21 protein-coding genes and 1 pseudogene are annotated in these 24,197 nt (G+C 56.9%); 13 read left to right on the top strand and 9 right to left on the bottom strand.

Translation table 11 applies throughout. The features are described from left to right. Positions 1–49: 49 nt before the first annotated feature. The 4 genes and pseudogenes from prfC to RRF56_RS22525 all read left to right on the top strand — a co-directional run bounded on the left by prfC (position 50) and on the right by RRF56_RS22525 (position 3,471). Positions 50–1,696, top strand: coding sequence for a peptide chain release factor 3 (gene prfC / locus RRF56_RS22540; protein ID WP_317035392.1), 1,647 nt, complete (start codon positions 50–52; stop codon positions 1,694–1,696). Between the two features lie 495 nt (positions 1,697–2,191). Next, positions 2,192–2,413, top strand: a pseudogene (locus tag RRF56_RS22535) (diflavin flavoprotein A); the annotation flags it as partial. 146 nt (positions 2,414–2,559) lie between these two features. Further along, positions 2,560–3,084 carry a phosphate-starvation-inducible PsiE family protein gene (locus RRF56_RS22530; protein ID WP_317035390.1) on the top strand — a complete coding sequence of 175 codons (525 nt, stop codon included), beginning with the start codon at positions 2,560–2,562 and terminating at the stop codon, positions 3,082–3,084. A 129-nt stretch (positions 3,085–3,213) separates the two neighbouring features. After that, positions 3,214–3,471 carry a Calvin cycle protein CP12 gene (locus RRF56_RS22525; protein WP_317035389.1) on the top strand — a complete coding sequence of 86 codons (258 nt, stop codon included), beginning with the start codon at positions 3,214–3,216 and terminating at the stop codon, positions 3,469–3,471. A 295-nt stretch (positions 3,472–3,766) separates the two neighbouring features. Here the strand turns inward: RRF56_RS22525 and RRF56_RS22520 are convergent, their stop codons facing one another. After that, positions 3,767–4,450 carry a Mo-dependent nitrogenase C-terminal domain-containing protein gene (locus RRF56_RS22520; RefSeq protein WP_317035388.1) on the bottom strand — a complete coding sequence of 228 codons (684 nt, stop codon included), beginning with the start codon at positions 4,448–4,450 and terminating at the stop codon, positions 3,767–3,769. A gap of 398 nt (positions 4,451–4,848) precedes the next feature. Between RRF56_RS22520 and RRF56_RS22515 the strand changes: the two genes are divergently transcribed. The 4 genes from RRF56_RS22515 (at position 4,849) to RRF56_RS22500 (ending at position 9,140) form a co-directional block, all read left to right on the top strand. Further along, positions 4,849–5,325, top strand: coding sequence for a hypothetical protein (locus tag RRF56_RS22515; protein WP_317035387.1), 477 nt, complete (start codon positions 4,849–4,851; stop codon positions 5,323–5,325). A 205-nt stretch (positions 5,326–5,530) separates the two neighbouring features. Further along, complete coding sequence (locus RRF56_RS22510) at positions 5,531–6,184, top strand: hypothetical protein (RefSeq protein ID WP_317035386.1); 654 nt, start codon at positions 5,531–5,533, stop codon at positions 6,182–6,184. A gap of 166 nt (positions 6,185–6,350) precedes the next feature. Further along, positions 6,351–7,235, top strand: a complete 885-nt coding sequence (locus tag RRF56_RS22505) for a hypothetical protein (protein ID WP_317035385.1) — start codon at positions 6,351–6,353, stop codon at positions 7,233–7,235. Positions 7,236–7,904: 669 nt separating this feature from the next. Then, complete coding sequence (locus RRF56_RS22500) at positions 7,905–9,140, top strand: S-layer homology domain-containing protein (RefSeq protein WP_317035384.1); 1,236 nt, start codon at positions 7,905–7,907, stop codon at positions 9,138–9,140. A 111-nt stretch (positions 9,141–9,251) separates the two neighbouring features. On the opposite strand, the gene RRF56_RS22495 is transcribed toward RRF56_RS22500, so the two are convergent. The 6 genes from RRF56_RS22495 to RRF56_RS22470 form a co-directional block, all read right to left on the bottom strand. Then, positions 9,252–11,348 carry an FAD-dependent oxidoreductase gene (locus tag RRF56_RS22495; RefSeq protein WP_317035383.1) on the bottom strand — a complete coding sequence of 699 codons (2,097 nt, stop codon included), beginning with the start codon at positions 11,346–11,348 and terminating at the stop codon, positions 9,252–9,254. A gap of 173 nt (positions 11,349–11,521) precedes the next feature. Beyond that, entirely contained in the window at positions 11,522–11,908 is a 387-nt protein-coding gene (locus RRF56_RS22490) for a hypothetical protein (RefSeq protein ID WP_317035382.1), read from the bottom strand. A gap of 244 nt (positions 11,909–12,152) precedes the next feature. Then, positions 12,153–13,223 carry a 3-deoxy-7-phosphoheptulonate synthase gene (locus RRF56_RS22485; protein WP_317035381.1) on the bottom strand — a complete coding sequence of 357 codons (1,071 nt, stop codon included), beginning with the start codon at positions 13,221–13,223 and terminating at the stop codon, positions 12,153–12,155. Between the two features lie 92 nt (positions 13,224–13,315). Continuing rightward, positions 13,316–13,804 (bottom strand): GNAT family N-acetyltransferase, encoded by a 489-nt coding sequence (locus tag RRF56_RS22480; RefSeq protein WP_317035380.1) that lies wholly within the window; start codon positions 13,802–13,804, stop codon positions 13,316–13,318. A gap of 299 nt (positions 13,805–14,103) precedes the next feature. Beyond that, positions 14,104–14,700 carry a CPBP family intramembrane glutamic endopeptidase gene (locus tag RRF56_RS22475; RefSeq protein WP_317035379.1) on the bottom strand — a complete coding sequence of 199 codons (597 nt, stop codon included), beginning with the start codon at positions 14,698–14,700 and terminating at the stop codon, positions 14,104–14,106. Positions 14,701–14,906: 206 nt separating this feature from the next. Then, the gene (locus tag RRF56_RS22470) at positions 14,907–17,060 is read right to left on the bottom strand and encodes a PAS domain S-box protein (protein ID WP_317035378.1); all 2,154 of its coding nucleotides are present in this window, start codon (positions 17,058–17,060) and stop codon (positions 14,907–14,909) included. 283 nt (positions 17,061–17,343) lie between these two features. Here RRF56_RS22470 and RRF56_RS22465 point away from each other — a divergent pair, with 283 nt between their 5' ends. Continuing rightward, positions 17,344–18,060, top strand: coding sequence for a response regulator transcription factor (locus RRF56_RS22465; protein WP_317035377.1), 717 nt, complete (start codon positions 17,344–17,346; stop codon positions 18,058–18,060). Positions 18,061–18,224: 164 nt separating this feature from the next. Next, positions 18,225–18,599 (top strand): DUF2294 domain-containing protein, encoded by a 375-nt coding sequence (locus RRF56_RS22460; RefSeq protein ID WP_317035376.1) that lies wholly within the window; start codon positions 18,225–18,227, stop codon positions 18,597–18,599. Positions 18,600–18,613: 14 nt separating this feature from the next. On the opposite strand, the gene RRF56_RS22455 is transcribed toward RRF56_RS22460, so the two are convergent. Further along, complete coding sequence (locus RRF56_RS22455) at positions 18,614–19,048, bottom strand: response regulator (protein ID WP_317035375.1); 435 nt, start codon at positions 19,046–19,048, stop codon at positions 18,614–18,616. A 395-nt stretch (positions 19,049–19,443) separates the two neighbouring features. Here RRF56_RS22455 and RRF56_RS22450 point away from each other — a divergent pair, with 395 nt between their 5' ends. Both RRF56_RS22450 and RRF56_RS22445 read left to right on the top strand, forming a co-directional pair. Next, positions 19,444–20,928, top strand: a complete 1,485-nt coding sequence (locus RRF56_RS22450) for a TldD/PmbA family protein (RefSeq protein ID WP_410510674.1) — start codon at positions 19,444–19,446, stop codon at positions 20,926–20,928. 186 nt (positions 20,929–21,114) lie between these two features. Further along, entirely contained in the window at positions 21,115–22,458 is a 1,344-nt protein-coding gene (locus RRF56_RS22445) for a TldD/PmbA family protein (protein WP_317035373.1), read from the top strand. Between the two features lie 128 nt (positions 22,459–22,586). Here the strand turns inward: RRF56_RS22445 and RRF56_RS22440 are convergent, their stop codons facing one another. Next, complete coding sequence (locus RRF56_RS22440; RefSeq protein ID WP_317035372.1) at positions 22,587–23,150, bottom strand: hypothetical protein; 564 nt, start codon at positions 23,148–23,150, stop codon at positions 22,587–22,589. Positions 23,151–23,200: 50 nt separating this feature from the next. On the opposite strand from RRF56_RS22440, the gene RRF56_RS22435 reads away from it, so the two are divergent. Further along, complete coding sequence (locus tag RRF56_RS22435) at positions 23,201–24,193, top strand: hypothetical protein (RefSeq protein WP_317035371.1); 993 nt, start codon at positions 23,201–23,203, stop codon at positions 24,191–24,193. The last annotated feature ends 4 nt before the right edge of the window (positions 24,194–24,197 follow it).

Raw genomic sequence — 24,197 nt, 5'->3', positions numbered from 1 at the left:
CACCCTTTACAATAGGAGGACGTATCAATTTTACGAGTATCCCCGGTTCATGACTGACGCCGCTGTTTCTCCTGTCGCCACCTCCGCCTCGATCGCCGATGCGGTAGAGCAGCGGCGCAATTTTGCCATCATCTCCCACCCCGACGCCGGTAAAACGACGCTGACCGAAAAGCTACTGCTCTACGGAGGCGCTATTCAGGAGGCGGGGGCGGTCAAGGCCAAGCGTGCCCAGCGGAGCGCGACGTCGGACTGGATGGAACTGGAGCAGCAGCGGGGGATTTCGATCACCTCCACGGTGCTTCAGTTTGCCTACCGGGGCTACACCATGAACCTGCTGGATACCCCCGGCCACCAAGACTTTAGCGAAGACACCTACCGCACCCTGGCCGCCGCCGACAACGCGGTGATGCTCGAAGACGCGGCCAAGGGTCTAGAGCCGCAGACCCTGAAACTGTTTGAAGTGTGCCGAATGCGATCGCTGCCCATCTTCACCTTCTTCAACAAGATGGATCGCCCCGCCCGCGAACCGCTGGAACTGCTGGATGAGATCGAGCAGCGGCTGGGGCTGCAAACCTACGCGGTCAACTGGCCGATCGGCATGGGCGATCGCTTCAAGGGCGTGTTTGACCGCCGCCACCAGCAGATTCATCTGTTTGAGCGCAGCATCCACGGCAAAAAAGCCGCCAAGAACACGGTGCTAGATATTGGCGACCCCCGCATTGAAGAACTGCTCGATCAGGATCTCTACTACCAGTTCAAAGAAGAACTGGAGGTGATCGAAGAAGTGGGGCCAGAGCTGGATCTTGACGCCGTCCACGCCGGGCAGCAGACCCCGGTTTTCTTCGGCAGCGCCATGACAAATTTCGGCGTGCAGCTGTTTCTCGATGCGTTTTTAGACTACGGCCTCAAGCCCTCGGCCCATAGCAGCACCCTGGGCGAGATTGCGCCCACCCACGAAGATTTTTCGGGGTTTGTGTTCAAGCTGCAAGCGAATATGGACCCCAAACACAGAGACCGCATCGCCTTTGTGCGGGTGTGCTCGGGCAAGTTTGAGAAAGACATGGTGGTCAGCCACGCGCGATCGGGCAAGTCGGTACGGCTGTCTCACCCCCAAAAGCTGTTTGGCCAGGGCAGAGAATCGCTGGAAGAAGCCTACCCCGGCGATGTGATTGGTCTGAATAACCCTGGTGTGTTTGCGATCGGCGACACTATCTACCAGGGTAAGCGGCTGGAATACGACGGCATTCCCTGTTTTTCGCCAGAGATTTTTGCCTATCTGAAGAACCCCAACCCCTCTAAGTACAAGCAGTTTCAGAAAGGCGTGTCTGAACTGCGCGAGGAGGGGGCGGTGCAGATTATGTTCTCCGCTGACGAGTCGAAGCGCGACCCGATTTTGGCTGCTGTAGGTCAGCTCCAGCTAGAGGTGGTGCAGTACCGTCTGCAACATGAGTACGGCGTGGAAACCCGCCTAGAAGCCTTACCCTACGCCGTGGCCCGCTGGGTAGATGGTGGCTGGGAAGCCTTAGAAGCGGTGGGGCGGCTCTTTAACACGGTCACCGTCAAAGACAGCTGGGATCGTCCGGTGCTGTTGTTTAAAAACGAGTGGAACTGTCAGCAAGTAGTGTCTGACCACCCGAAGCTGAAGCTGAGTGCGATCGCCCCAGTGGTCTCTGGCAAAGAACCTGAGTCGTTATAGGTTGCGACCTAGACTGCGATCGTCAGTAGCACCCGCCAATCGGATAGCGGGCGGCTTTTGCCTGGGACAGAATGTGCACTAGTGGTTGCTAACGTGGTCGACAGGCAAAGCCCAGCGGCCACGCCAGGCATCTCCAACCTAAAAAGTATTCAATCCTTGGCTTATAGCTATAGCCAATCAAGTTAGAACAGGGCCGTGATTCTCGCGTGGAACCTGCCCCCGCGAAGGCATGGGGCGGGAACCCGCTAGCCCATCATGGCTCTCGAATGGATTTCCGTGGCTACGGGAATGACAGACAGGGATTGTTGCAAGCCAAACGTCCTAATGATGTCGGCTATGGCTATAGCTCAATATATTTGCAGCACAAATAGCAATGATTGCTTATTATATAAATTTCTAATCATTCGGTTTTGAGATTGACATTTTACAAATCATGGACAGCAGCTAATCATTGAGATATGTCAGGTGAAATCTCAATGAGGATAGACAAGTTTCATGGTTTATCAGATTGATTCCCCTCAAGCGGTCGCTCCTGCCGACCGCTTAACGCTTCAAGCCGCAGCAATAGCTGCCGATTCCACTGTTATTCGTTGCTTAGGCTGGGCCCGCGATCGCTGCGCCATTGAGTTTGAGTTGCGAAACGGCACCACCTACAACTCATTTCGGATTCAGGCTGAGAAGACAGCGCCGATCGCTACCTCCCACGGCAAGTTTAAGACCCAATGCACCCTACGCCTGGCTGATTACCCCTGGTTCAGCAGGGCCCATGCCATGCACCCCTACCTATAAAACACATTCACCCTCCCACTCATCCACACTCCCACTCATCCACCAAACCTCCCACCCACACCCCCGATACCCCTATGCAAAACCTCCCTACCTCCTCCCGCTGGGCCACCTGGCTCAATGGCAACTATGTGGTTCGTCTGCTTGAGCTAGTTCAAGATTTGATTGTAATTTCGCTCTGTATGGGGCTGTTCAGCTTCATGGTGATGCAGCTGCGGGAGATGTTTCTTTCGCTGCTGCCGCCGCTCAACTTTCCCGAGGTGACCGCCGACATTCTGTTTTTGCTGATTTTGGTGGAGCTGTTTCGGCTGCTGATTATCTATCTGCAAGAGCATCGCGTTTCGATTGGGGTGGCGGTCGAAGTGTCGATTGTGTCGGTGCTGCGAGAAATTATTGTGCGCGGCGTGCTCGATACTCCCTGGACCCAGGTGCTAGCCAGCTGCGCATTCTTGCTGGTGCTGGGCGGGCTGCTGCTGGTGCGAGCCTGGATTCCGCCCACCTTTGACGGTGTTGACCCAGAGCAAGAGGTTTCGCGTCGCCACCGCGTTCGCTTTGCCCAAGATCTGCTCGAACAACCGGCGGTCAAATCACCGCTCGATTGACCAGAAGCAATGACAGGTAAGAAAACCTGATGAATGATAACAAGGGTTTATATGTAAAGCCTCTAGTCATTCGCCTAAATTATCATTAGGCTAAAGACAGTTCAACCACAGTACAGGAGGCCAACTGCCATGAACTTGACGACAACTCTCTCTACCCCAACCACCGGTATTCAGCCCACCCTAGAGTCTCAGTTGCGGGTGGCCCTAGAGCATGCTCGCCGCCTGACCGCTCTATATGGCACCGACACGGTAGACGTTGCGATCGCCTGGGAAACCGTTGAAGAACTATCCACCGCTCACCGCCGCCAGGTGACTCAGCCCACCGCCTTTGAGCGCTATTGCAAGGCTCATCCCGACGCTCCGGAGTGCCGGATCTACGAAGACTAACGACGGGTTTGATAGGCCCGTTGCACAATTACCCTCAAACAGCTCAGGCGGGAACTCCGGTTCCCGCTTTTTTAGCGCAAATTCGCTGGGTTAGCTATAGCTATAGCCACTCAGATTAGGACAGTGCTGTCATTCCCGCGCAGGCGGGAATCCACTAGTCTGTACTGCTCTCGAATGGATTCCCGTTTTCACGGGAAAGACGGACAGGGATTGTTGCAAGCCAAACGGCCTAATGATTTCGGCTATAGCTACATAAGGGCTCGAACAGCAGAGTTGCTGAACGTCTGCCAGCACCCTACAGCAAAGGCGTTACATCCTCGCCGCAGTCATCGGCCAGGTACGACAGAGCGCGAAACCGCAGCCCTACGAGCTGTTCATACAGTGGATTAATTTTGCACATGGGGGGAATGTGCACCAGCTTTTTCTTAAACAGCACCACATCGCGCTCAAAGGGGCACTGGGACGGAATCAACTTGCAGACAAACCGAGCCAGGCGCGGGTCGTGTACCTCTAGTTGGTCGAGCCATTCGCGGGCGGGCTTGAGGGGGTCGAGTTTGCCCTGGGCCGGGGGGCGCAATCCGGCAGCCAGCTGGTCATTCTCGGGTTTGAGACTGTAGAGGGTCGATCGCACCGAGTTGAGCACGGTTTCTTGCAGCTTCAGCGCTGCGCACAGTGCTTGAATCTGGGTATCTTCTTCGACGGAGTAGACCCCGTCGGCCAAGGCCACCATCACCGCCATCCGCAGGAAATTTTCGCCCATGGCTGGATCATCGCCCAGCACTTGGGCGACCTCATCGGGGGTGACGGGCTCAAAGTGGTCAAAGTCTAAGCCAGGGGCCAGTTCGTCTTCAGTAATGCTGGCAATGAGGGATTTTTCGTCGTCGTCAAAATTGCCGTCGGCCCAGGCCAGGGTGAGCAGCCCCCGCAGCCAGACCTTGACTTGTTCTGGGGTATAGGGAGACTGGGTGACTGTGGGCATAGATCCTCCTCGGTAGGCATCCTCAGTAGGGAATATCAGGTGTGGCGAGGGGGGTAAGGTGGCCCAAATTTCCCTTTTTGGGAAAGCGTTCGATGGGGCAAATTAGGTCACCGCCTGGCCACAGCTAGTAAACTTGAACAATGAACCGTAGCGCTTTAATTTTAACGTTGCCAGTTTAAGGTTGCTTTAGAGAGAGAAAATTTCAGCCCAGCCGATACTGGCATTCGGTCTAGGCCTACCTAGGGTGCCCACAAAACTCTGCTGCTATGGGCTTCTGCTGGTTTTTGCTGGGCTAGTAGGGTTCTTGGAGCATGAGCAATCCCAGCGCAGCTATGCGTAACAAGGCATTTGGTAAAAAGAATTTCTGTTTGATCAATTTGTTTTTTGTGAGGTAAGCCATGGGCGACTACACTATCGCTGAGCTACAAACCCTGGTCAGAGCCCCGATGATGACTGGGCTTTCGGTGGCCATGATCGATATGGGCTTGGTTTCGACGGCCATTGAGGCGGCGGCAATGTCGAAGCAAATCGCCGGAGCGGCAGCTAAGTATCCTGCCAACTCGATCATTCAAGCGGCGTTTTCTGAAGCAACCCTCAAGAGTGGCGAGGTCAAACTCGACAAGCCCGAGGTGAAGCCGGAGGAGGTGAAGTCGGGGGCCATGATCGAAGAAGCGATCGCAGACATCAACGCGGCGATCGCCTTAGTTGACGGGAAGGCTAGCGCCCCAGAGGTGATGGAGTACAAGCAGTTTATCTATGACTGTGGTGTGGCCGTGGCCGAAGCCGCTGGCAGCGGTCTGTTTGGCACGGGCACTAAGGTCAGCGCTGCCGAGGCTGAGGCCCTCGATCGCTTTAAGCTGGTTTTGGGCCTCTAGCCTGCGGAACTGACCTGAGGAGAGATAGCCAAACCCTGGTGCGATCGAAGATGCTGTGAGGTCTGCTCAGCAGAATTCTTTTTGTAAAAGATAAATTTTCGCTTACGGAAGCTTTATGTTTCTGTGGCAGGGTTCAACCATAGGCTTTAGGGGCTCAGAGTTCTCTGCGGCCCCTTCCATTATTTGTCTGTTAAGGAGAGTGTTTATGAGTTTTACTCGCTGGTTGCGGCGACTAGCACCCCTGATGGTGTGCCTAGTATTGCTGGTCACGGCCTGTTCGTCGGCCCCTTCTAACTATGACCAGGTGCAAAAAGACACCACTGGTTTTCGCGCCCCGGCGGCGGTCGATAAAAAAGCCGAGAAGGGCGGCACGTTCAACCAATTTTTCCCTGGGGATCAGGATGGCTATAACGTCATTCCTTACCAAGAGAAAAAGGGCTTTGCCGAATATAAGCTTCAGCAGGGAAACACCACCCTGGCCATGCTCACCATTAGCGACACCACCAGCGTGCCAGGCTCAGCGGAAAAGTACAGCTCTGCTACTGAGTCGGTAGAGGGCTTTCCCGCCGTAGACCAGGGCACCACGGCCACTGGGGTGTTGGTGAACGATCGCTACCAGGTCAAGGTGCTCTCGCGCGACCCTTCCTTCACGAAAGCAGACCGGGTGACCTGGCTACAAAAGTTTGATCTTGAAGGGCTAGCCCAGCTTAAAAGGGCGCTCAACCCAGCCGCTAAGGCGGCGGCCCCCTCAGTGGCTCCAGACAACACCCAGGCCAGCCGTGGACCAAAGAACCCTGGATTCAAGCTGCCCAGGGTGCAATTGCCGCGATCGTCGCCTGAGCTTCAGCCTGCCACCTAGCGATTTAGGCCGCCAGGCAGTAGTGACGTTAGGCCTTAGAACTCTATTCACACCACGCTGGGTAGGTTAGGCATCTACCTAACGGTGGTTAGCCAGGCGTCTAGGCCACGGTCTTGAATCCTTGATCCTCATCATCAGCAACTAAGGCAGACATAAGGAGCCAATTGTGAGCAAAAAAATTTACGAAATTGTTGATAAGCTCCCCACGGGCGGGCTAACGGTGCGGGCGCTCAAAACCCTCGACAATGTTGTCCCTGGCCAGTGGAACAACTTAGTGGGCTTTGACAACACCATCAAAACGGTCACGGGCGAAACCGATGCCGCTATGGTGCAGGCCATTGGTGAACGGGCGATCGCTCTGTTTAACGACAAAAAGCAGGGCTACCAGAGTGCTCTATGGCTCTACCAAACCGTTGACTCGGCCTCTGGCCTGTTGGGGGCAGCGGCCTTGGCCAACCGCATTGGCCAAGACACCTTTTTGGGCTTTCTCAAAAACCTCTCCCCTAAGCCCGAAAAAGCCCAGACCATTGACCTAGCGGTGAAGCTGGTCACCGAGGTAGTCGCTTTTTGTAAAATCAGCGGCATCCCCGGCGATAGCCTGGGCGACTTTCTCGCCGCCCTTGGCGACTACAGCAGCGAGTCACTGATTCGCATGGCGGCGTTGGTCAGCTTCGACGGCATCATTCCCCTCGGGGCCGACTTCTCGACTAAGGCACTCAATGCCATCAAAGGTATGGGGCCGAGCGATCTCGACGGCAACCAAACCTTTAAGGGCATCAAAGACGAAATTCCTGGCAAAAACGACAGGGCCAAGCTTTCGTTTATGACCGAGAGCTTTGAGTCAACCAAGGGCTGGATGGATAAATTTGTGGGCGATCACAACATTACCCAGGGCGGCCTAGTCGATAATTTGGGCGGTTTTATCGAGGGCTCTAGGGGCAAGCTCGACTACCTGGGCGCGTTTTTAGATATGTCGGTGAAGTACTACGAGCACACGGGCACTCAGACCCTAGCTCGCCGTCTAATCGAACGGGCTGTGGCGGAGATTTAGCCTCTCCCGATCTTCCCTAGTTCTGGGTGATGGCGGTGGGGGCGATCGCGACAGCTGCCCCCAAGCACTTTCAGCGCTATTTTGTCCCGTCTACACGTTTCCCCTCCAAGCGGGAAGCCCAAACAGGATTTGGTATCAGCCTGGCTAGGATGACCTTAGCCAGGCTTTTAGTTGGGATTTTTTCATGGCAATGGGGTGATGCCCTTCAGCTTTGGCGTGAATTAGCAATAGCGAAAAAGCTGGAACTTTTAGACCTGAAATTGATCTTGTCCTGGTTATGCCGATAGCGACACTCCCCCAATGGGAGGAAGAATGAGGTAGACCTTGGGGAGAATTATGACTGTGACAGTTGAAATAGCGGAAAGCTCATCGGTAACTATGGCAATAGTAATCTTAGATTAAGGAGAGCGAGAGGTAATCATCTTTCAACACTGAAGGAAGGGTTGCTAAAGCTATGCAATTGTCCTGCTTCCAGTTTTAGGTGGTCTTTGGCAAACTTTTTTGGGTTCTTAAAGAAATAGAAATTCTGGTCAATCTTTCGGTTGCTTAGCTGTCATTGGCTACCCAAACGACTGCTCAATTGACCTCAAAAGAGCTGTGTAAAAGTGCCTTGAACCGAGTCTGATCAGGATGTGTTCCCCCTTTGCTTGTCTTTGGAGTTTTTCAACCATGCCTAGTTCTTTTCGCGCCAAATCTGGTGCTGCCCTAATGCTGGCCCTGGGGTTAACCGTTGGGGCCTTTGCCCCGGTGATCTCTGCTGCGCCAGTGATTGCTCAAACTCAGCCCCAGACCCAGTTTGCTGACGTACCCGCTGGCCATTGGGCCTATCAATTCATCAACAACTTGGCTGCTCGGGATGTGATCGCTGGTTTTCCCGATGGCACGTTTCGCCCCGATGAGCCCGTGACTCGCGCCCAGTACGCCGCTATGCTGCGCCGGGCCTTTAACCGGGCTTCGGTGCGGGGAGCCACGGCTTTTGTCGATGTGCCCCCTAACTACTGGGCCGCCGCCGCCATTCGGGAAGCCGATACGATGGGATTTTTGTCGGGCTACCCCGGCAATGTTTTCCAGCCAGACCAAAATATTCCCCGGGCTCAGGTGCTCGTTTCTCTAGCCAACGGGCTCAACTACACCGCCAGCAACCCAGACAGCATTCGTGTCTACCGCGACTCGGCTACAATTCCTGCCTATGCGGTGGCTAGCCTGGCGGCAGCCACAGAACAGCGCATGGTGGTCAACTACCCCGACGTGCAGGTGCTCAGACCTAACCAAACGGCGACTCGGGCCGAGGTGGCCGCCTTTATTTACCAGGCCTTGGCCAGCCAAAACCAGGTGGCTACGGTCAACTCTCCCTTTATTGTGGGGCAGCAAGTTGCCGTTCAGCCCAACCTGCCCGCCGGCACCAGCCTAACGATGGCCTACGACCAGGGTGACAAAGTGGTGGTGCTTCCCGGTGAGACGGCGGCTCTAACCCTGACGGTGACTCAGGCTGCGACCGATGGCACTGGGCGCGTCTTAGTACCGGCGGGCAGTCGGGTGGTGGGAGAACTACGCCCCAGCGGCAATGGCTCCCAGTTTGTGGCCCAACAACTGGTGCTACCCAACGGGCAGAGCCTGGCGATTAACGCCACATCGCAAACGGTGACGACCACCGAAACCATCCGCCAGGGGGCTAGCTTTGGCCAGACCTTGGCCGGAGCTGTGCTCGGTTCGGGGGCTGCCGCTGCGATCGCCCGCACGACCGGTGATCAAAGCGTTGGCACCCTAGAGGTCTTAGCCGGGGCCGCCACCGGGGCGACCGCTGCCAGAATCTTCGGGCGCGATCGCGTAGATGTAATTGCCATTAACCCCAGCCGCGATCTCACCTTGACGGTCAACGAAACCCTGCTGCTATCGGTTCAATAATCTAACCTCGATGAGCATCTGGCCTCGATAGTGACCGGTTATGACTAAAACGAGGACGGGGGGCGATCGCCCCCCGTCCTCATTTTGGTAGGTGAGTTAGCTCCAGTTCCCTTACCAGGGTCGCCAGTTGCCCCAGTCTTCGTTGAAGATCGAGGTGTTGGGGAACTTCGTCGGGTTGCCACTGGCCTCTAGCTCGGCCCGCAGCGCCTCTAGGTAGGGGCTTTCGGCTAAGGGGTTGACCACCATTTCGTAGGGCAGCACGCCGTTGCGCAACGAGAAGTCGATGGTGTGGGCAGCGGCGGCCCCCACCGACCACTCAAAGGAGTGCACCCGGTAGGCGGCGGCAGCAATGGTGCTAGCAGCAATGCTCTTACTAGCCACCAGCATATTGTCGACCCGCTGAGGAATCATCGCCCGCAGCGGGATCTGGGCCGGGTAGGCCTGGCCGTGGGCCTGACGCACGCCGGGCCGCTCAATGTTGCCGGGGGCCTCGGGCGGGTAGTCGCGCATGCAGGGGTGAAAATCGATCGCATACTGGGCAATGCCGACCGAGTCGGGGTAAATGCGCGATCGCCCCCGGATGGGGAACTCGTTGGGGTCGGCACCGGGCATAAACGTGTCGATGGTGTCGAGCCCCGCCAAAAAGCGTCGCATGGAGGTAAACGTGCTCTGATCTAGATTTTCTCGGTAAAACGCAGAGTTGAAATCATTCCACGAAAAGTCGATTTCGCTGATCATAAAGCCGCTCTCGTAGCCGGGCGAAGGCCGACCCACAATCCGCCGGGCCTCGCGAATGTAGGGGTACTTCGACAGGCCGTGGGCGGTATTCATGGGCGAGTCTAACCCTCGCAGATAACGGTTGTAGGGCTCGGGTTCTTTCCAAGAATCAGCGATCTGCGAATCGGTGGTGCCGGTGGTCAACCAGTAGAAGAAACCGATCGCATTTTCTTCGCCCCGCCGCAGGGTTTCGGTACGCAGCCCCCCCAACCAGCCCCCCGGCGCTAGCTGGCCGCTGGCCCGCAGCTGATCTTCGGTGAGAATTAAGTTATCGCGGCTGGTGCCAGGGCGGTAGTCGTTGCCCCAGGTCCAGTTCTGCATGGAGATATCGCCGGGCACCGGACGCGGTGCGCCAAAGATCCGCTCCCCGGTGCGGCGCGGCGCGGCGCTCCACAGACGACGGTAGGTAAAGACAAAGTCAAAGTGGTCTTGGGGGGTGAGCAGTTGCGGGCGCTCTTTTTCCCAACTGTAGTAGGGCTCGTAGATGCTGTAAAACTCTGGCACATCAAAGGTCTGAGCCTCGGCAGTGCGCTCCATGGCAAAGGTGTAGGTAAAGCCCTGGGTGCAGTAGGGGTCGCGCTCGGCCACGGGCGACGAGGGGTTGAGGGGCGATCGCGGGTCTAGCCCCAGCTCGTAGGGCACATCGGCCAGCACGATCAGCTCGCCGGTCTCGGTGGCTTCGACCACAAACCAGTCGACCCGACTGGGGGCTGCGCCCTGCCTAGCCCCAGTACCCGCTGGCACAAACCGAATAATCTCCTTCGAGAGCCGGGCCGAGTCTTGGTAGGTGTAGGCGTCTTCGATCACCTCCGAGAGAAAGTCGGTGTTGAGCGGTGCGGTGCCCGATGCCGGGCTGTGGCGAATGGCGATCACCTCGTCAATGTGAGTGCCGTCGGCATTCAGGCTCAGATCTTTGACCACGGTATTGGGGAACCACCGCAGTTCGCCGCCGCCCTCCCGCTCGGCCTCGGCCAGCATCTCCATCAAAATGGCGTTGGCATCGGCGGGCATAAAGCAGGTGACACTCACCCAGCACTGGCCGGGGTTGAGTTCGCCATACTTGGCTGCGACGCGATCGCGCAGTTCTTTATAGCCCCGCGAATAAAATAGCTGGTTGCGCTGCTCCCGCGACTCGTCGAGGGCGGTGGTGCCCTGGGATGAGATCTGCCCACCCACCCAGTCGGTCAGCTCGGTCATGCAGACGGTGTGGCCCATTTTTAGGCTCTCGTAGGCCGTTGCGGTGCCCGCTAGGCCGCCACCCACAATCAGCAGCTCGCACTCCACCACCTGGTCGGGGGTGCGGGGCAACTGGGCAACGCGGGGCGACACCGACTCTTGGGCGCGGGCGTTGCCGATGGGGAGAGGGATGGAACCCGCCAGCAGGGTGGTAGCCAGCAGCGGAGCCGTCAGGGCGCGAAAAATGCGGTTCATGGCAAATCAGAGAGGGCGAATCGATTGCACTCTCTAGCTTATCGGCTGGGTGTCAGGTTCTGCTAGGTGTGGTGACAGGTTGCAGGGCGGCGGGGGTGGGCGATCGCTGGTGTGGTCTAAAGCGATGGCCATCGCACTTCGAGGTGTCGCCTTGGCAGCATGAACGATTGGTATTACTCATCTTCAAAGGAATCATCCTCAAAATCGTCCTCATCGTCCTCATAGGTGGGGGTTGTGATCAGACTGCCAGCCTCGAAAATACCGCTGTGGCCTGGCGGAATGGTAATTATCACCAGTTCTTCGGCGGCGGTAAACAAGCGAATTTCATAATCCCCTGGCTTGAGGCCGCTGACCGTTATCCGCCCGGTGGCGTCGGTGGTAAACATGAGGGGTCGGGCAAGGGCTCCAGAGGTTGAGACCACAGCCCCATTGCGATCCGCAATCGGGGATTGATCAGGATAGAGCAGTTGGGCGTCTAGGGTGACAGGCAACACCGATTGCAAGCGCACCAGGGTGCCACTGCGATAGCTCGGGAAAACCCGAAATATAGCCGTGGTCATCTAGGTTAGGACAGAACCGTCATTCCCGTGGCAACGGGAATTCACTAACCTGTAATTGCTCTCGAATGGATTCCCGCCCACGCGGGAATGACAGGCAGGGGGGGCGTTGCAAGCAAAATGTCCTAATGATGTTGGCTCTGTCCTAACCTGATTGGCTATAGCTATAACAGCAAAAGACCCCAGGGTTCTTGAAAAACCCTGGGGTCTGCAAGCCTTAGCTTCCAGTATCGCAAGACCCTGAAGCTTAACCTAGCGGTGCCGTCTGCAATGAGGGCTCTACCGCACTAGCGAGCTTCCGCAGCATAGCAGCGGTAGTATCAAAATCGACGCAGGCATCGGTAATGCTCTGGCCGTAGGTAAGCTGCCGCAGGTCATCGGGAATCGACTGGTTGCCCGCCTTAATGTGGCTCTCAATCATCACACCGAGAATGTTGCGTGAGCCGCCGCGCACCTGAGCGGCAATGTCTTCGAGCACAGCTAGCTGGCGGTTGTGGTCTTTGTTGGCGTTGGCGTGGCTGCAATCGACCATCATTCGGTGGTTGAGCTTAAGCTTGGCCATCTCCTCGGCAGCTTTGGCTACGTGGTCGTCGCTAAAGTTGGGGCCGCCCTTGCCGCCGCGCAGCACCAGGTGGCCGTCGGGGTTACCCGTCGTAGTGACAATGCTGGCCAACCCGCTGTGGTTAATGCCCAAAAAGTGGTGGGGCTGGCTGGCGGCCACCATGGCATTCATGGCGGCTTGCAGGCTGCCGTCGGTGCTGTTTTTAAAGCCAATGGGCATCGAGAGTCCCGAGGCCATTTCGCGGTGGGTTTGGCTCTCGGTGGTGCGCGCCCCGATCGCCGTCCAGGCAATTAGATCGGCAATGTATTGGGGGGTAACTGGGTCGAGCAGCTCGGTGGCGGCGGGTAGCCCCAGTTGGGCCAGGTCGAGCAGCAGCTTGCGGGCCAGGCGCAGGCCGGTGTTGATGTCGTAGCTACCGTCGAGGTGGGGGTCGTTGATTAACCCCTTCCAGCCCACATTGGTGCGGGGTTTCTCAAAGTAGACCCGCATGATAATTTCGAGCTGGCCCGATAGCTCGTGACGCAGGTTGACCAGCTTTTGGCCATACTCGTAGGCGGCATCAATGTCGTGCACCGAGCAGGGGCCGACAATCACCAGCAGGCGACGGTCTTCGTTGTAGAGAATGTGGCGAATGCGATCGCGCGCTTCGGCCACCAGCGTTGCCGCCTCGGGCGACATGGGCAACTCGTGGTGCAGCAGGGCGGGGCTGACTAGGGGGCGAGTCTCAACAACGTGAAGATCCTGAGTTTGGTGCATTGAAATAGGGCCTATAACGTCGGCTCCGCAGCGGAGCCATGCCTTCAAAATGGTAACTTACCTCACCCCCCGGCAAAGCCGAGGGGCAGATTCTAGCCCGAAACTTTAGCGGGAGTTAAGATTTCTGTAGCCTGACCCAGGGGTGGCAGCATCTCAATCTCAGCACTGTTGTAGAGCACCATTGTGGTCGAGGGGTTTTCTTCAAAACCGATGCGGGCGTAAAATCCCTGCTGGTGGGTGGTCATCAGGTAGACCCGCTCTACCCGGCTCATGTGGGGATGGGCCACTAGGGTTTCAACCAGTCTGCGGCCCAGCCCGCCCCCCTGGTAGTCGGGCGAGATCACCACATCCCAAATGGTGGCGCGAAACACCCCATCAGAGGTGGCACGGGCAAAGCCAATCAGGCTGGTGCCATCCCAGGCGGTAACCACGGGGTAGCTATGGGCCACTGCGATCGCCATATCGGCACGGGTGCGATCTTTCGCCCAAAACGCCGCCGCCTGAAACAAACTCACCAGCTGATCTAAGTCAGCTTCAGAAAACTGGTCAGCATAGCGAAACTGAATAGTGCTGCAATCCATGGGCTACCTGTTCTCATCCCAAAGGGTTAAGGGGGGAGGGCACTGATGCCCTTCAGACAGAATAAACAGAATTTTTAGATAAGGGTGATACCAAACCCCGCATTCTATTGATATTGCCAAGAAGCTCTGACAACTGTATGCAGAGTTACGGTTTGAAGTGTTATGGCCATAGTCACCTAGGTTAGGACATCCAGAAACCTTAAGAACGTTCAAACGTTTGAACGTTTTCAAGAAAAATGTCTTAATCGGCCTGGCTACAGTGGCAGGGGCTAGGTAGAACCGCAGACCCAAACCTAAAATTACGCCGCCGGTTGCTGCTGGCGAAATTTCCACATCGCACTAGACACCAGATTGGTCACCGTATGGGCCACAATCGGCACCAGCAGGTTGCCGGTCAGCACTGTGCTGGTCGCTAAGACCAGGCCAATGGTAGTGGCCCACACCACATAGGTCCACTGCTGCAAGCTGCTCAGGTGCAGCACCCCAAAGCTCGCTGCCGATACGACAATGCCTAGTCCATTCATGCCAATGGCGGGCAGCATCACGCCGCGAAACAACAATTCTTCGCTGAGCCCCGGCAGCAGCCCGAGCCAAATTAAGTCGGGCCATTGCAACGGCTCTAGCACCAGCAACAGATAGGTATCGGCGCTGTGGCGATAGGCAGGCCACAGGCGGTATGTGACGCTACTGGCTGCGGTAATGGCCAACCCTAACCCCATGCCCAGCAGCCCATCCTCCAGCGACAGTTCAAGGGGCATCAGCTCCGCCGGGTCGAAATACAGCCAGGTTTTAGCAATTAACAACAGCACCACGGCGGTCAAGCCCATGGCCGCCAGCACCTGCATGCGGGTTAGAGGCTCAAGCTGGGGGTCTGGGCTGGGCGGCGGCTGGGTCACAGTAAATACAGTAAGGAGGGGCTAGGGGCTAAAGGGGGAGTTGCGACTGCGGGCAAATAGACTGCTATCTTAGCGGGTTTGGCTGTTGTCAAGGTCTACCGGCTTCTAGGTACAGCCGATTTTTGCCGTTTGGCTACCTAACGTCGCCATCGACACCTTAGTGAGAGCATCAATGGCTAGTCTGGCAACATCTAATTACATAGCGCCTAAGCTGGGTCGGGCTGGGGTGGGGTTTTGAGAAAGGGCCAGGTGAAATAAAAGGTGGTTCCTTCCCCCAGGGCAGAGGTTAGCCAGACGCGCCCCCCCTCGGCTTCAACAATTTTTTTCACCACGGCCAGGCCCACGCCCGTACTTTCAAAGTCATCGCGAGCTTTGAGGGTTTGAAAAATGGTGAAAATTTTGTCGTGGTACTGAGGAGCAATGCCAGGGCCGTCGTCGGCAACCGTAAATTCGAGCCATTCGTCTTTGGTTTGGCAGGCGACCCGCACGGTGCCGCAAATGTCCTCCGGGCAGTCTTCGTCAGCGCAGTGGTGGTGCTTGATGGCGTTGTTGATCAAATTGGCAAACACTTGGCCCAAAACAGTTTTATGGCTATATATCGTCGGTAAATCAGTCGGAATCTCCACCTGAAACGATTTTGGTGGAGCTAAAGAATCGATCACATTGGCCAGCAGTACATTGATGTCAACGGCAACAATGCTGCGCTGGCGACGGCCCACCCGCGAATATTCCAGCAGGCCGTTGATCAGTGCTTCCATCCGTTGTACTCGGCTGCGCAGTAGTTCTAGCTGGTGACAGTTTTCTGCCGGAATTTGCCCTGCTAAATCTTCGCCAATCCATTCGGCCAGGTTTGAGATCGCCCGCAGCGGAGCTTTTAAATCGTGGGAGGCCACATAGGCAAACTGATCGAGTTCAGCGTTGCGGCGCTCTAGCAGGGCCGTGGTGTGGGCTAGTACGAGGTTGGTCTGAGCCATTTCGTCGGCCCGCTGCCGCAGTTCTGCCTGGGCGGTTTGACGAGCTTCAATATCTTCAATGATCGCAATCAACGCCATCGGCCCATCGGCCTCGTCACTTTCGACCGAGACCGTTACCAAAACCCAAATCGGCGTTCCATCACGGCGGAGATAGCGCTTCTCAAACTGACAAGACGCCTCAGCCCCGGTGACGAGCTGTTGAAGATAGTGCTCATCTTGGGCGTGGTCAGCGGCAAAGGTAATCGCCTGAAAGGATTGGCCGATTAACTCTTGGGGTTGGTAGCCCAGCAGGTCGCAGAGTTTTTGGTTCACCTGTATCCACTGGCCTTGGAGGTTGAGACGAGCCATGCCTACCGCTGCCTGCTCAAACACAGCTCGAAAGCGAGTTTCGCTGGCCCGCAGCGCCAGCTCGGCCTGCTTGGCAGGAGTGATATCTTGCATGACGCCAACCATGCGCTGGCTGCGTTGGTCGTTAACCGCGACAACTCGACCATAGGCGCTGACCCAGTGCCAGCTCTCGTTGGGCCAGCGCACCCGATATTGCCCTGCAAACTCGCCCTGGGTTGCGATCGCCCGGTCAATCAGCGCCTCCATAGCGGGCAGATCGTTGGGATGCACCCGCTCGGCCCAGACCTCGGCAGTATGGCTGGCCGTCCCCGGCTCAAAGCCCAAGATGTGCTCGGTCTGGACCGACCAGATTTGGCTGCCCGTATCGAGCTGCCAGTCCCAGGTTCCCATCTGGGCGGCGCTGAGGGCGAGGTTGAGGCGCTCAGCAATATCTTGCAGCTTGTCTTTGGCGGCTTGCAGGGTGCCCCGAGCCTGGCGCTCTTGCCCCAGCAGGGTTTCAATCTGCTGTTTGGCTGCTTCGAGCTGGGCGGTACGGCGCTGTACCCGCTCTTCTAGGGTGGCATTGAGCTGGCGCACTTCGGCTTCGGCGGTCCGCAGGTTGGCTTCGGCCTGTTTGCGATCGCCAATTTCCTCCTGGAGCGCCTTATTCATATCCATCAGCTGGGTGGCGTTGGGCAGAGCTAGGGCCAGGGGTAGGCGGGGCACCAATTCTAGCGCCGTGGCCAGCGACACCAGCGCCGTGATCGCCTTCATCGTCCCCGACACCCAATAGGTCGGAAACCACAGCGTCCACACCGAAAACAGGTGGGTAGCACCACAGGCGGCAATAAAGGCTGCAAACAGCCAAAACAGCGGCTTAAACGGCACATCAGGCCGCCGCTGGACAAAATACACTAAAGCTCCGGCAATCAGCCAGTACGACAGAGCAATGATCGCATCTGAGAGCAGGTGCAGCCAGACCAGGCCCGGCTGCCACAAATAGCAATGTCCGTGGGGAATATACGGCCCCAACCACAACGCCTGTATAGAGTCAGCCATAATCTTCTTAAAACTGGGAGATCAAGGATTGAGCGGCCAGGACGAAAGCTATTGAGAGAGAGCCAGCAATGGAGATTAATAACGGAGCCAAATCTTCTACAGCTAAGTCTTTCGGCTGCACTATCTTTTTTGAAAGGTCAGGGTCTATCCTGAGACAGAGCCTCGATTCAGTCTGGCTCTGCCTGAAGATACGTGCTAGCCCCCTAGACTTGCTCCATAATCGGTGCACCTAGGCAAATGGCTTGCCCAGAACTTTTTCAATGCCTCTTTCAGAGGACTACCTATGACAGATATTCGTATTGTACTCATTGAAGACCACGACCTTACCCGCCTAGGCCTGAAGGCCGCTCTGCAGCGAGTTGAGGGCATGACAGTAGTGGGCGAAGCCGCCAACGGGTCCCGAGGGCTCAGCCTGCTCGAAACCGAGCATCCCGATGTCGCCATTATCGACATTGGCCTGCCTGACATTGATGGGATTGAGCTGGTAGAACGGCTGCGTCAGATCCAGAGCGGTAGCGATAGCGATCCGACCCGAGTCCTCATGCTCACAATGCACGACAGCGAAGCCGCCGTGATGGCTGCCTTTGCCGCCGGGGCCGACTCTTACTGCATGAAGCAGACCGAGCTCGACGAGCTGATTGTGGCCGTGCGCGAAACCTTTGAGGGCAACTCTTGGATTGACCCTGCTGTGGCTAGCGTAGTGCTGCGTCAGGTGCGCAAGACCCCCGCCGGAGCGATGGCGGCTAACAACCGCACCGTTTCAATCGAGGCGATCGAGCCTGAGTTTGAGCAAATCTTAGAATCCTATCCGCTGACCGAGCGAGAGCTAGAAATTTTAGAGCTGATCGTCGGTGGATGCAGCAACGCCGAAATTGCTGAGCGCTCCTACATTACCGTCGGTACGGTTAAAACCCACGTTCGCAGCATTCTCAATAAGCTCGGTGTTGACGATCGCACCAAAGCGGCTGTGCGCGCCCTGCGATCGGGTTTGGTAACCTAGCCCACGGCAACCTCATCCCCAACTTTTATAGCTGGGTGTGGCTATGGCTTTAGCAAGTCATGGTTAGCTATTCTTATAATTGCTTATAGCCTTGACCCTAAAGGCTATGGCTAGTTGTCCAATTTCCCCAAATCATCCCTATCACCTCCCCCTCCTCAACTCCAGTGCTGCCTACTCAAGGTCAACTTCAGCGTCATTTGTCTCAACAGTTTCAGCGCCTCTACCGCGATCAACTCGATCACGCGCCAGGCAAAATTACCTGTCAGATCATTGACGAAAAGCTGCTGCTGGTGATCGAAGACTCGGTCACCAAACCCGAACAGCTTTTGATTAAAAAAGGTGAATCAGAACTGGCCGAGCAGGTCAGAGGCGATCTTTCTACAGCTCTGCGCCCTCAAATAATTGAGTTAGTAGAGCAGGCGCTCAATCGTGAGGTCGTAGACATTCTGACCGACGCCACCTTGGCAACCGGGCGCACCAGCGTTGTGATTATTCTCTCTAGCCCACCGGAGCTGCGTCCGGCGGCTAAAGCTTCTTAAACTTCAATCGGTACCTAGGCATTGCAAGACGTTGACAGCTGAATAAAGCTGTTGATCAGCTGCTCTAAAGATTGAATTAAAAAAGGCTTACTGAGATAGTCGTCAAAGCCAGCGGTGAGAATTTTTTGGCGATCGGTGTGGCTAGCTAGAGCTGTCACAGCGATGACGGGTATGTTTTGGGTGTCGCCATCGGCCCGCAGCTGTTGAAGCAAGCTGTAACCATCAATCTCAGGCAAATGGATGTCTGACAAAATCAGTTGGGGACGGTACTGCTTGGCTGCAACCAGTGCCGCTAGACCGTCAGCCACAAAATAAGCCTGGCATGACAACTGCTCTAAAATGTAGGCCATCAAGGTGAGGCTGTCATCATCATCGTCAACGACAAGCACTAGAGGCAGTTGGGGGCAAGCTAGGTTGAGAGTTGGGAGTGATGAATGTCGCACTACCATAAGCAGATACTCCTGGGTGGGGCCAGCGAACACAGGTCTAATAGCTGAGAACCTGTTGAATAAGCATTCCGCCCGTGGTCAGAGGAGCACGTTTGTGGATTGGTCATCACTAACCTAGGTCTACGATGGGCCTTGAGTCGAGAAGACAGACAGAAGCCTTAGCAGAGCTTGACGAAAATAAACAAATTTTTAGATTTGCTTAAGATTTTGCTCCATAGTAGCACAGCCTTTAGAGAGGCGGAGCAGACAGGTTGTAGGAGTTAACCCAGGCGCACTGAATGCGCCCCGCTCCTAATCCTACGCCGCTCTTTTGCTACCCCAACGCCCCTTGGGCAGGTTTGTTAAACTAAGGAGTGCCCATGGTATCGCCCATCACCCACCAAGGATTCTCTCGCATGACGGTTGCACCCTTGCCAACTTTGCTGCTCAAAACCAACGACTTGCGACCCCAAGACTTTTCGACCCCGCGCGATCGCTTCGACAGCGCCTGGGAAAATACCCTTTCCACTCTGCTTGGCCTAGGGCGCACCGCTGGAGCCGACTTTGTCGAATTCTTTTTAGAGCGCAACAACTACATTAGCTGCCAGGCTGAAGACGACGAGATCACCAGCCTGTCTCCGCGCCTAGTGACTGGGGCCGGAGTGCGGGTGTTTCGCGACAAAGCCGACTGCTATGTCAGCACCAACGATCTCACCTTCAATGGTCTGAGGGCTGCCCTCGACAAAGCCCTCGCCATCATGGGGCTCACGCTACCCGGCCCCAACGCCAACCTGGCTGACATCAATTTAGAACTGCTGCGCGACTATGCCACCACCAAGGGCAAAGACGATTGGCTCGCCCAGTGCAGTTCCATGAAAGAAATGGGCGAGGTGTTGCTCGCCGCCAACAGCGCTCTGGATAAGGAAGCCAGCCACGTGCAGTCGCGTCGCGCCGTCTACTTTCGCGACTGGCAAGAGGTGCTAGTGGCCGCCAGCGATGGCACCTTCGCCCGCGATATTCGCCTTACCCAGTCGGTTGGCTACAACCTGCTGTGTGCCGATGGCGAGCACCGCTCCTCTATTGGCCAGCGGGCGGGCGACACCAGCGACCCCGCCTTTTTGCGCCAGTGGGACTATGCTTCTGCCGCTGCCAGTGTGGCCGAATCGGCGGGCAAAATGCTCTACGCCGACTACGTTGAGTCGGGCAGCTACCCAATCATTATGGCCAACAAGTTTGGCGGCGTGATTTTTCACGAAGCCTGCGGCCACCTGCTCGAAACCACCCAAATTGAGCGCGGCACCACCCCCTTCATCGACAAAAAGGGCCAAAAAATCGCCCACGAAAACCTCACCGCCTGGGATGAAGGCCTGTCGCCCGACGCCTTCGGCACCATCGACATGGATGACGAGGGTATGCCTGCTCAGCGCACCCTGCTGATCGAAAACGGCATTCTCAAGAACTTTATCTCCGATCGCGCTGGCTCCATGCGTACCGGTCATCCTCGCACCGGCAGTGGCCGTCGCCAGGGCTTTACCTACGCCGCCGCTTCGCGCATGCGCAACACCTACATCGCCCCTGGCGACTACTCGGTTGAAGAGCTGTTTGCTTCGGTCGAAAAAGGCATCTACTGCAAGCAGATGGGCGGCGGCAGCGTTGGCCCCACGGGCCAGTTCAACTTCTCGGTTTCTGAAGCCTACTTAATTGAGAACGGCCAGATCACTAAGCCCCTCAAGGGGGCCACCCTGATCGGCGAAGCCACCGAAATCATGGACAAAATTTCCATGTGCTCCAATGACCTCGATCTGGCGGCAGGCTTTTGCGGCTCGATCAGCGGCAGCATCTACGTCACCGTCGGACAGCCGCACCTCAAGGTCGACTCGATTACCGTCGGCGGCAGGTAGAGGAGGGGATGAGTGAGGGAGTGGATGGGTAGATGGGTTGGGCAAGCCGCCAAAGCTACTACCACTCCTAATTAAACAGTTGCCGCTTTCACTCATTCACCCTTCACTCCATCTACCTCTTCACCCATCCACCCCTACCCATACCCATCCACCCCCTACCCATCCACCCCTTCACCCTTTTCCCCTATGCCTTCCATTCAAGACATCGCCGCCTACGCGGAATCTAGCGCCAAGAAACTCGGCATTTCTAAATACGACGTCTACGGGTCTTCGGTTGACGAAACCAGCGTGCAAGTCGATAAGGGCGACCCCAAGCAGGTCAAGGCCTCAAACCGCTCCAGTGTGATCGTGCGGGTGTGGAACGCCGACGGTAAGGTAGGGGTGACCTCCACCAGTGATGTCGATCCGCTGGGGATGGATTTGGCACTGCAAACTGCCCAGGAGGCCAGTGAATTTGGGGTGAGCGACAACATTCCCGACTTTAGCCCTGAGTCGGTGGCCCCCACCGCCGATGTGCAGGTGGAGACGGTGCCGCCTGCGCCCGTGGGCGATCTGATCGCCACCCTGGTGGGTGTCGAGAAACAGCTGCTGGAGGCCCATCCGGCGATCGCCAGTGTGCCCTACAACGGGCTGGCCCAGCGGGCGATCGATCGCTTTTACCTCAATAGCGCCGGTGCCCTACGCCAGGAGGCGCGCTCCTACGCCTCGGTTTATCTCTACAGCAAGACCGAGCAAGAGGGCCGCAAGCCTCGCTCGGCTGGAGCGATGCGGGTGAACCGGGGTCTGCCGCTGCTCGATATTGAGGGCTGTCTGAAAGAAGCTACCGAAAAAACCATCAGCCACCTCGACTACGACAAAGTGGCTTCGGGCAAGTACCGGGTGGTGTTTTCTGGCGAGGCCTTTTTGAGCCTGCTGGGGGCATTCTCTAACATGTACAACGCCCAGAGCGTGCTCGACAACCGCAGTCTTTCGACGGTTGATTCGCTGGGCACCGTGGTGGCCTCACCCCTTCTGTCGGTGTACGACGATGCCCTGCACCCCGAAAACGTCAGCGCCGAAACCTTTGACGGCGAAGGCACCCCCACCCGCCGCGTGCCGATTATTGAAAAAGGGGTGCTTACCCAGTTTCTGCACAGTGCCGGAACAGCGAAGCGCATGGGGGCCTCTCCCACGGGTCACGCCAGCATTGGGGCCAAGGTGTCGGTCGGCCCCAGCTACTACCACGTGCTGCCGGGAGACGAGGCCAGCCGCGAGTTTACCCTCGACCAGGCCGAGAACGTGATTTTGATCGATGACGTCCAGGCACTCCACGCCGGGGTGAACGCGCTCCAGGGCTCTTTCTCTCTGCCCTTCGACGGCTGGCTGGTGAATGGGGGACATCGCACCAGCATTGAGTCGGCTACGGTCGCTGGCGATTTCTGCGATCTGCTCAAGGCGATCATCCATGTAGAACCCCAGGCCGAAATTACCCCCGGCGGTATCTGCCCCCGCGTGTGGGTCGATGCCCTGTCGATTACGGGCGAAGGCTAAACGAAGGAGCTAGTGGGTTTCTGTCGCAGCGGTTTTTAGGCAGAAATCCATGGGCGATCGCAGGCAAAAACCTGGTTTTAGCTGTCTTTTTTGGGCTGCCGGGTTTTTGCGGGCAAAACTACGATCGCCTAAGGTGACACCCAGCTTTGCACCCCCGATTGAACCAGGCCGATCGCAACTTGAACCAACGTAAAGCCAACCCCAGCGAGGAGCGTAGCCTTAGCCAGGTCAATATTGAGCCCGGCGCGGACGGCGGCGATCGCCCCCAAGAGCGTCCACCCGGCCAGGGCCAGGGTAATGGGCCGACCAAACAGCGGGATCACCGTCAGCAGGTTGAGAATTTGGGGAGTATAGGCAAAGCCAACGGGAATCAGTAATTCTCGGTAGGGTGGCACTGGCGGGTTGATGTAGGTATCGACCTTCCAGATAGCGTAGGTCCACAGGTAGTAGCCGCCGATGACGCTCAAGCTATTGATTAAAACCCCCAAACCCAATTGAAAGAGCGAGGGCTGGTAGAGGAGCAAAATCAGCCCGCTACCCAGCCCGTGGGAGATGGCCGCTACGGCCACAATGCCTTGGGCAAGACGCTTGGCGGCTGGATAGTGGTGGCTATGCTCGTAGAAGTCTCGGTTGAGGGTGAGAGCATCTAATAAAACTTGCCTTAGCCACCTGATAAAATGCCGCTTACCCATGTAATGTCGTCTTAATTACCAAGCTCAGTCTACTCCTGAGGCGGTCAACCATGAAATCGCTATTGTCAAACCTGGCGGGGCGAGCGGTAGGCGATACCAGCAAGCTGCTCACCGCCCTGGGGCTATTTTTTCTGGCCTGGGGTACGATCGCCCCGATTAGCACCCTGTCTTGGTGGTGGCAGGATGGCAACGGCTTGGCTGATCAGCGCCCCGATTTACCAGACGATGCCATCGCCACCGAGGGTGGCCCACCCTGCTACCTAGTGTTTTTAACCGGCGTCGGCGATGTTTCCGACGAGGCGCTGGCCGATGGTGAAGCGGCCTTTTTAGAGGCCATGGAGGCTGCTATTCCTAACTGTGTGGTGGTGGCAGATGTGTTTCCCTACTCTGCTGCCAGCGATGATGTCGGCGGGCAACCCTTCTTTCGCTGGCTGTGGGAGATCAGTGAAGAGGTTGGCACCAGCGACAACCCCGCCCGCATGGTCTTGCAGGCAAGAAACCTCTGGCGTATAGCGCTGTCAGCCGACAACCGCTACGGCCAGGCCTACAACCGGGGCGTAGCGGCCACGATCGCAGAGCGCATGGCGGCAGCAGCAGCCATCAATCTAGACGCCGATCCGCCGGTTCAGCTATTAATGGCCGGTACCAGTGGGGGTGCCCAGGTGGCGTTGGGGGCCGCCCCCTACCTCAGACAGTGGCTACCGGTAGAGATTACGGTGATCTCCATAGGGGGAGTATTTGATGGACAGGAGGGCTTTGAGGCCGCCGAGCAGGTCTACCACCTCCATGGCGATGGCGACTGGGTGGATAACGTTGGTTCAGCTATCTTTCCGTCGCGCTGGCGATGGACCTGGGGGTCACCCTTCAACCGGGCGCGGCGATCGGGGCAGTATTTGCCGATCGCTAGCGGCCCCCACGAGCACGACGGCGATCGCGGCTACTTTGGCCAAGACCCGGTCGAGGGCGAAGACGGTGAGCCTACAACCTATCTCGATCTCACCCTAGAGCGGGTTCAAGCGCTGCCAATCTGGGATGACTTGTAGCCTT

Origin of the sequence: Nodosilinea sp. E11 (assembly GCF_032813545.1) — a bacterium.
Lineage (GTDB): Bacteria > Cyanobacteriota > Cyanobacteriia > Phormidesmidales > Phormidesmidaceae > Nodosilinea.
Note: the sequence above shows the minus strand (reverse complement) of the source record. Positions and strands in the feature narration are given on the sequence as shown.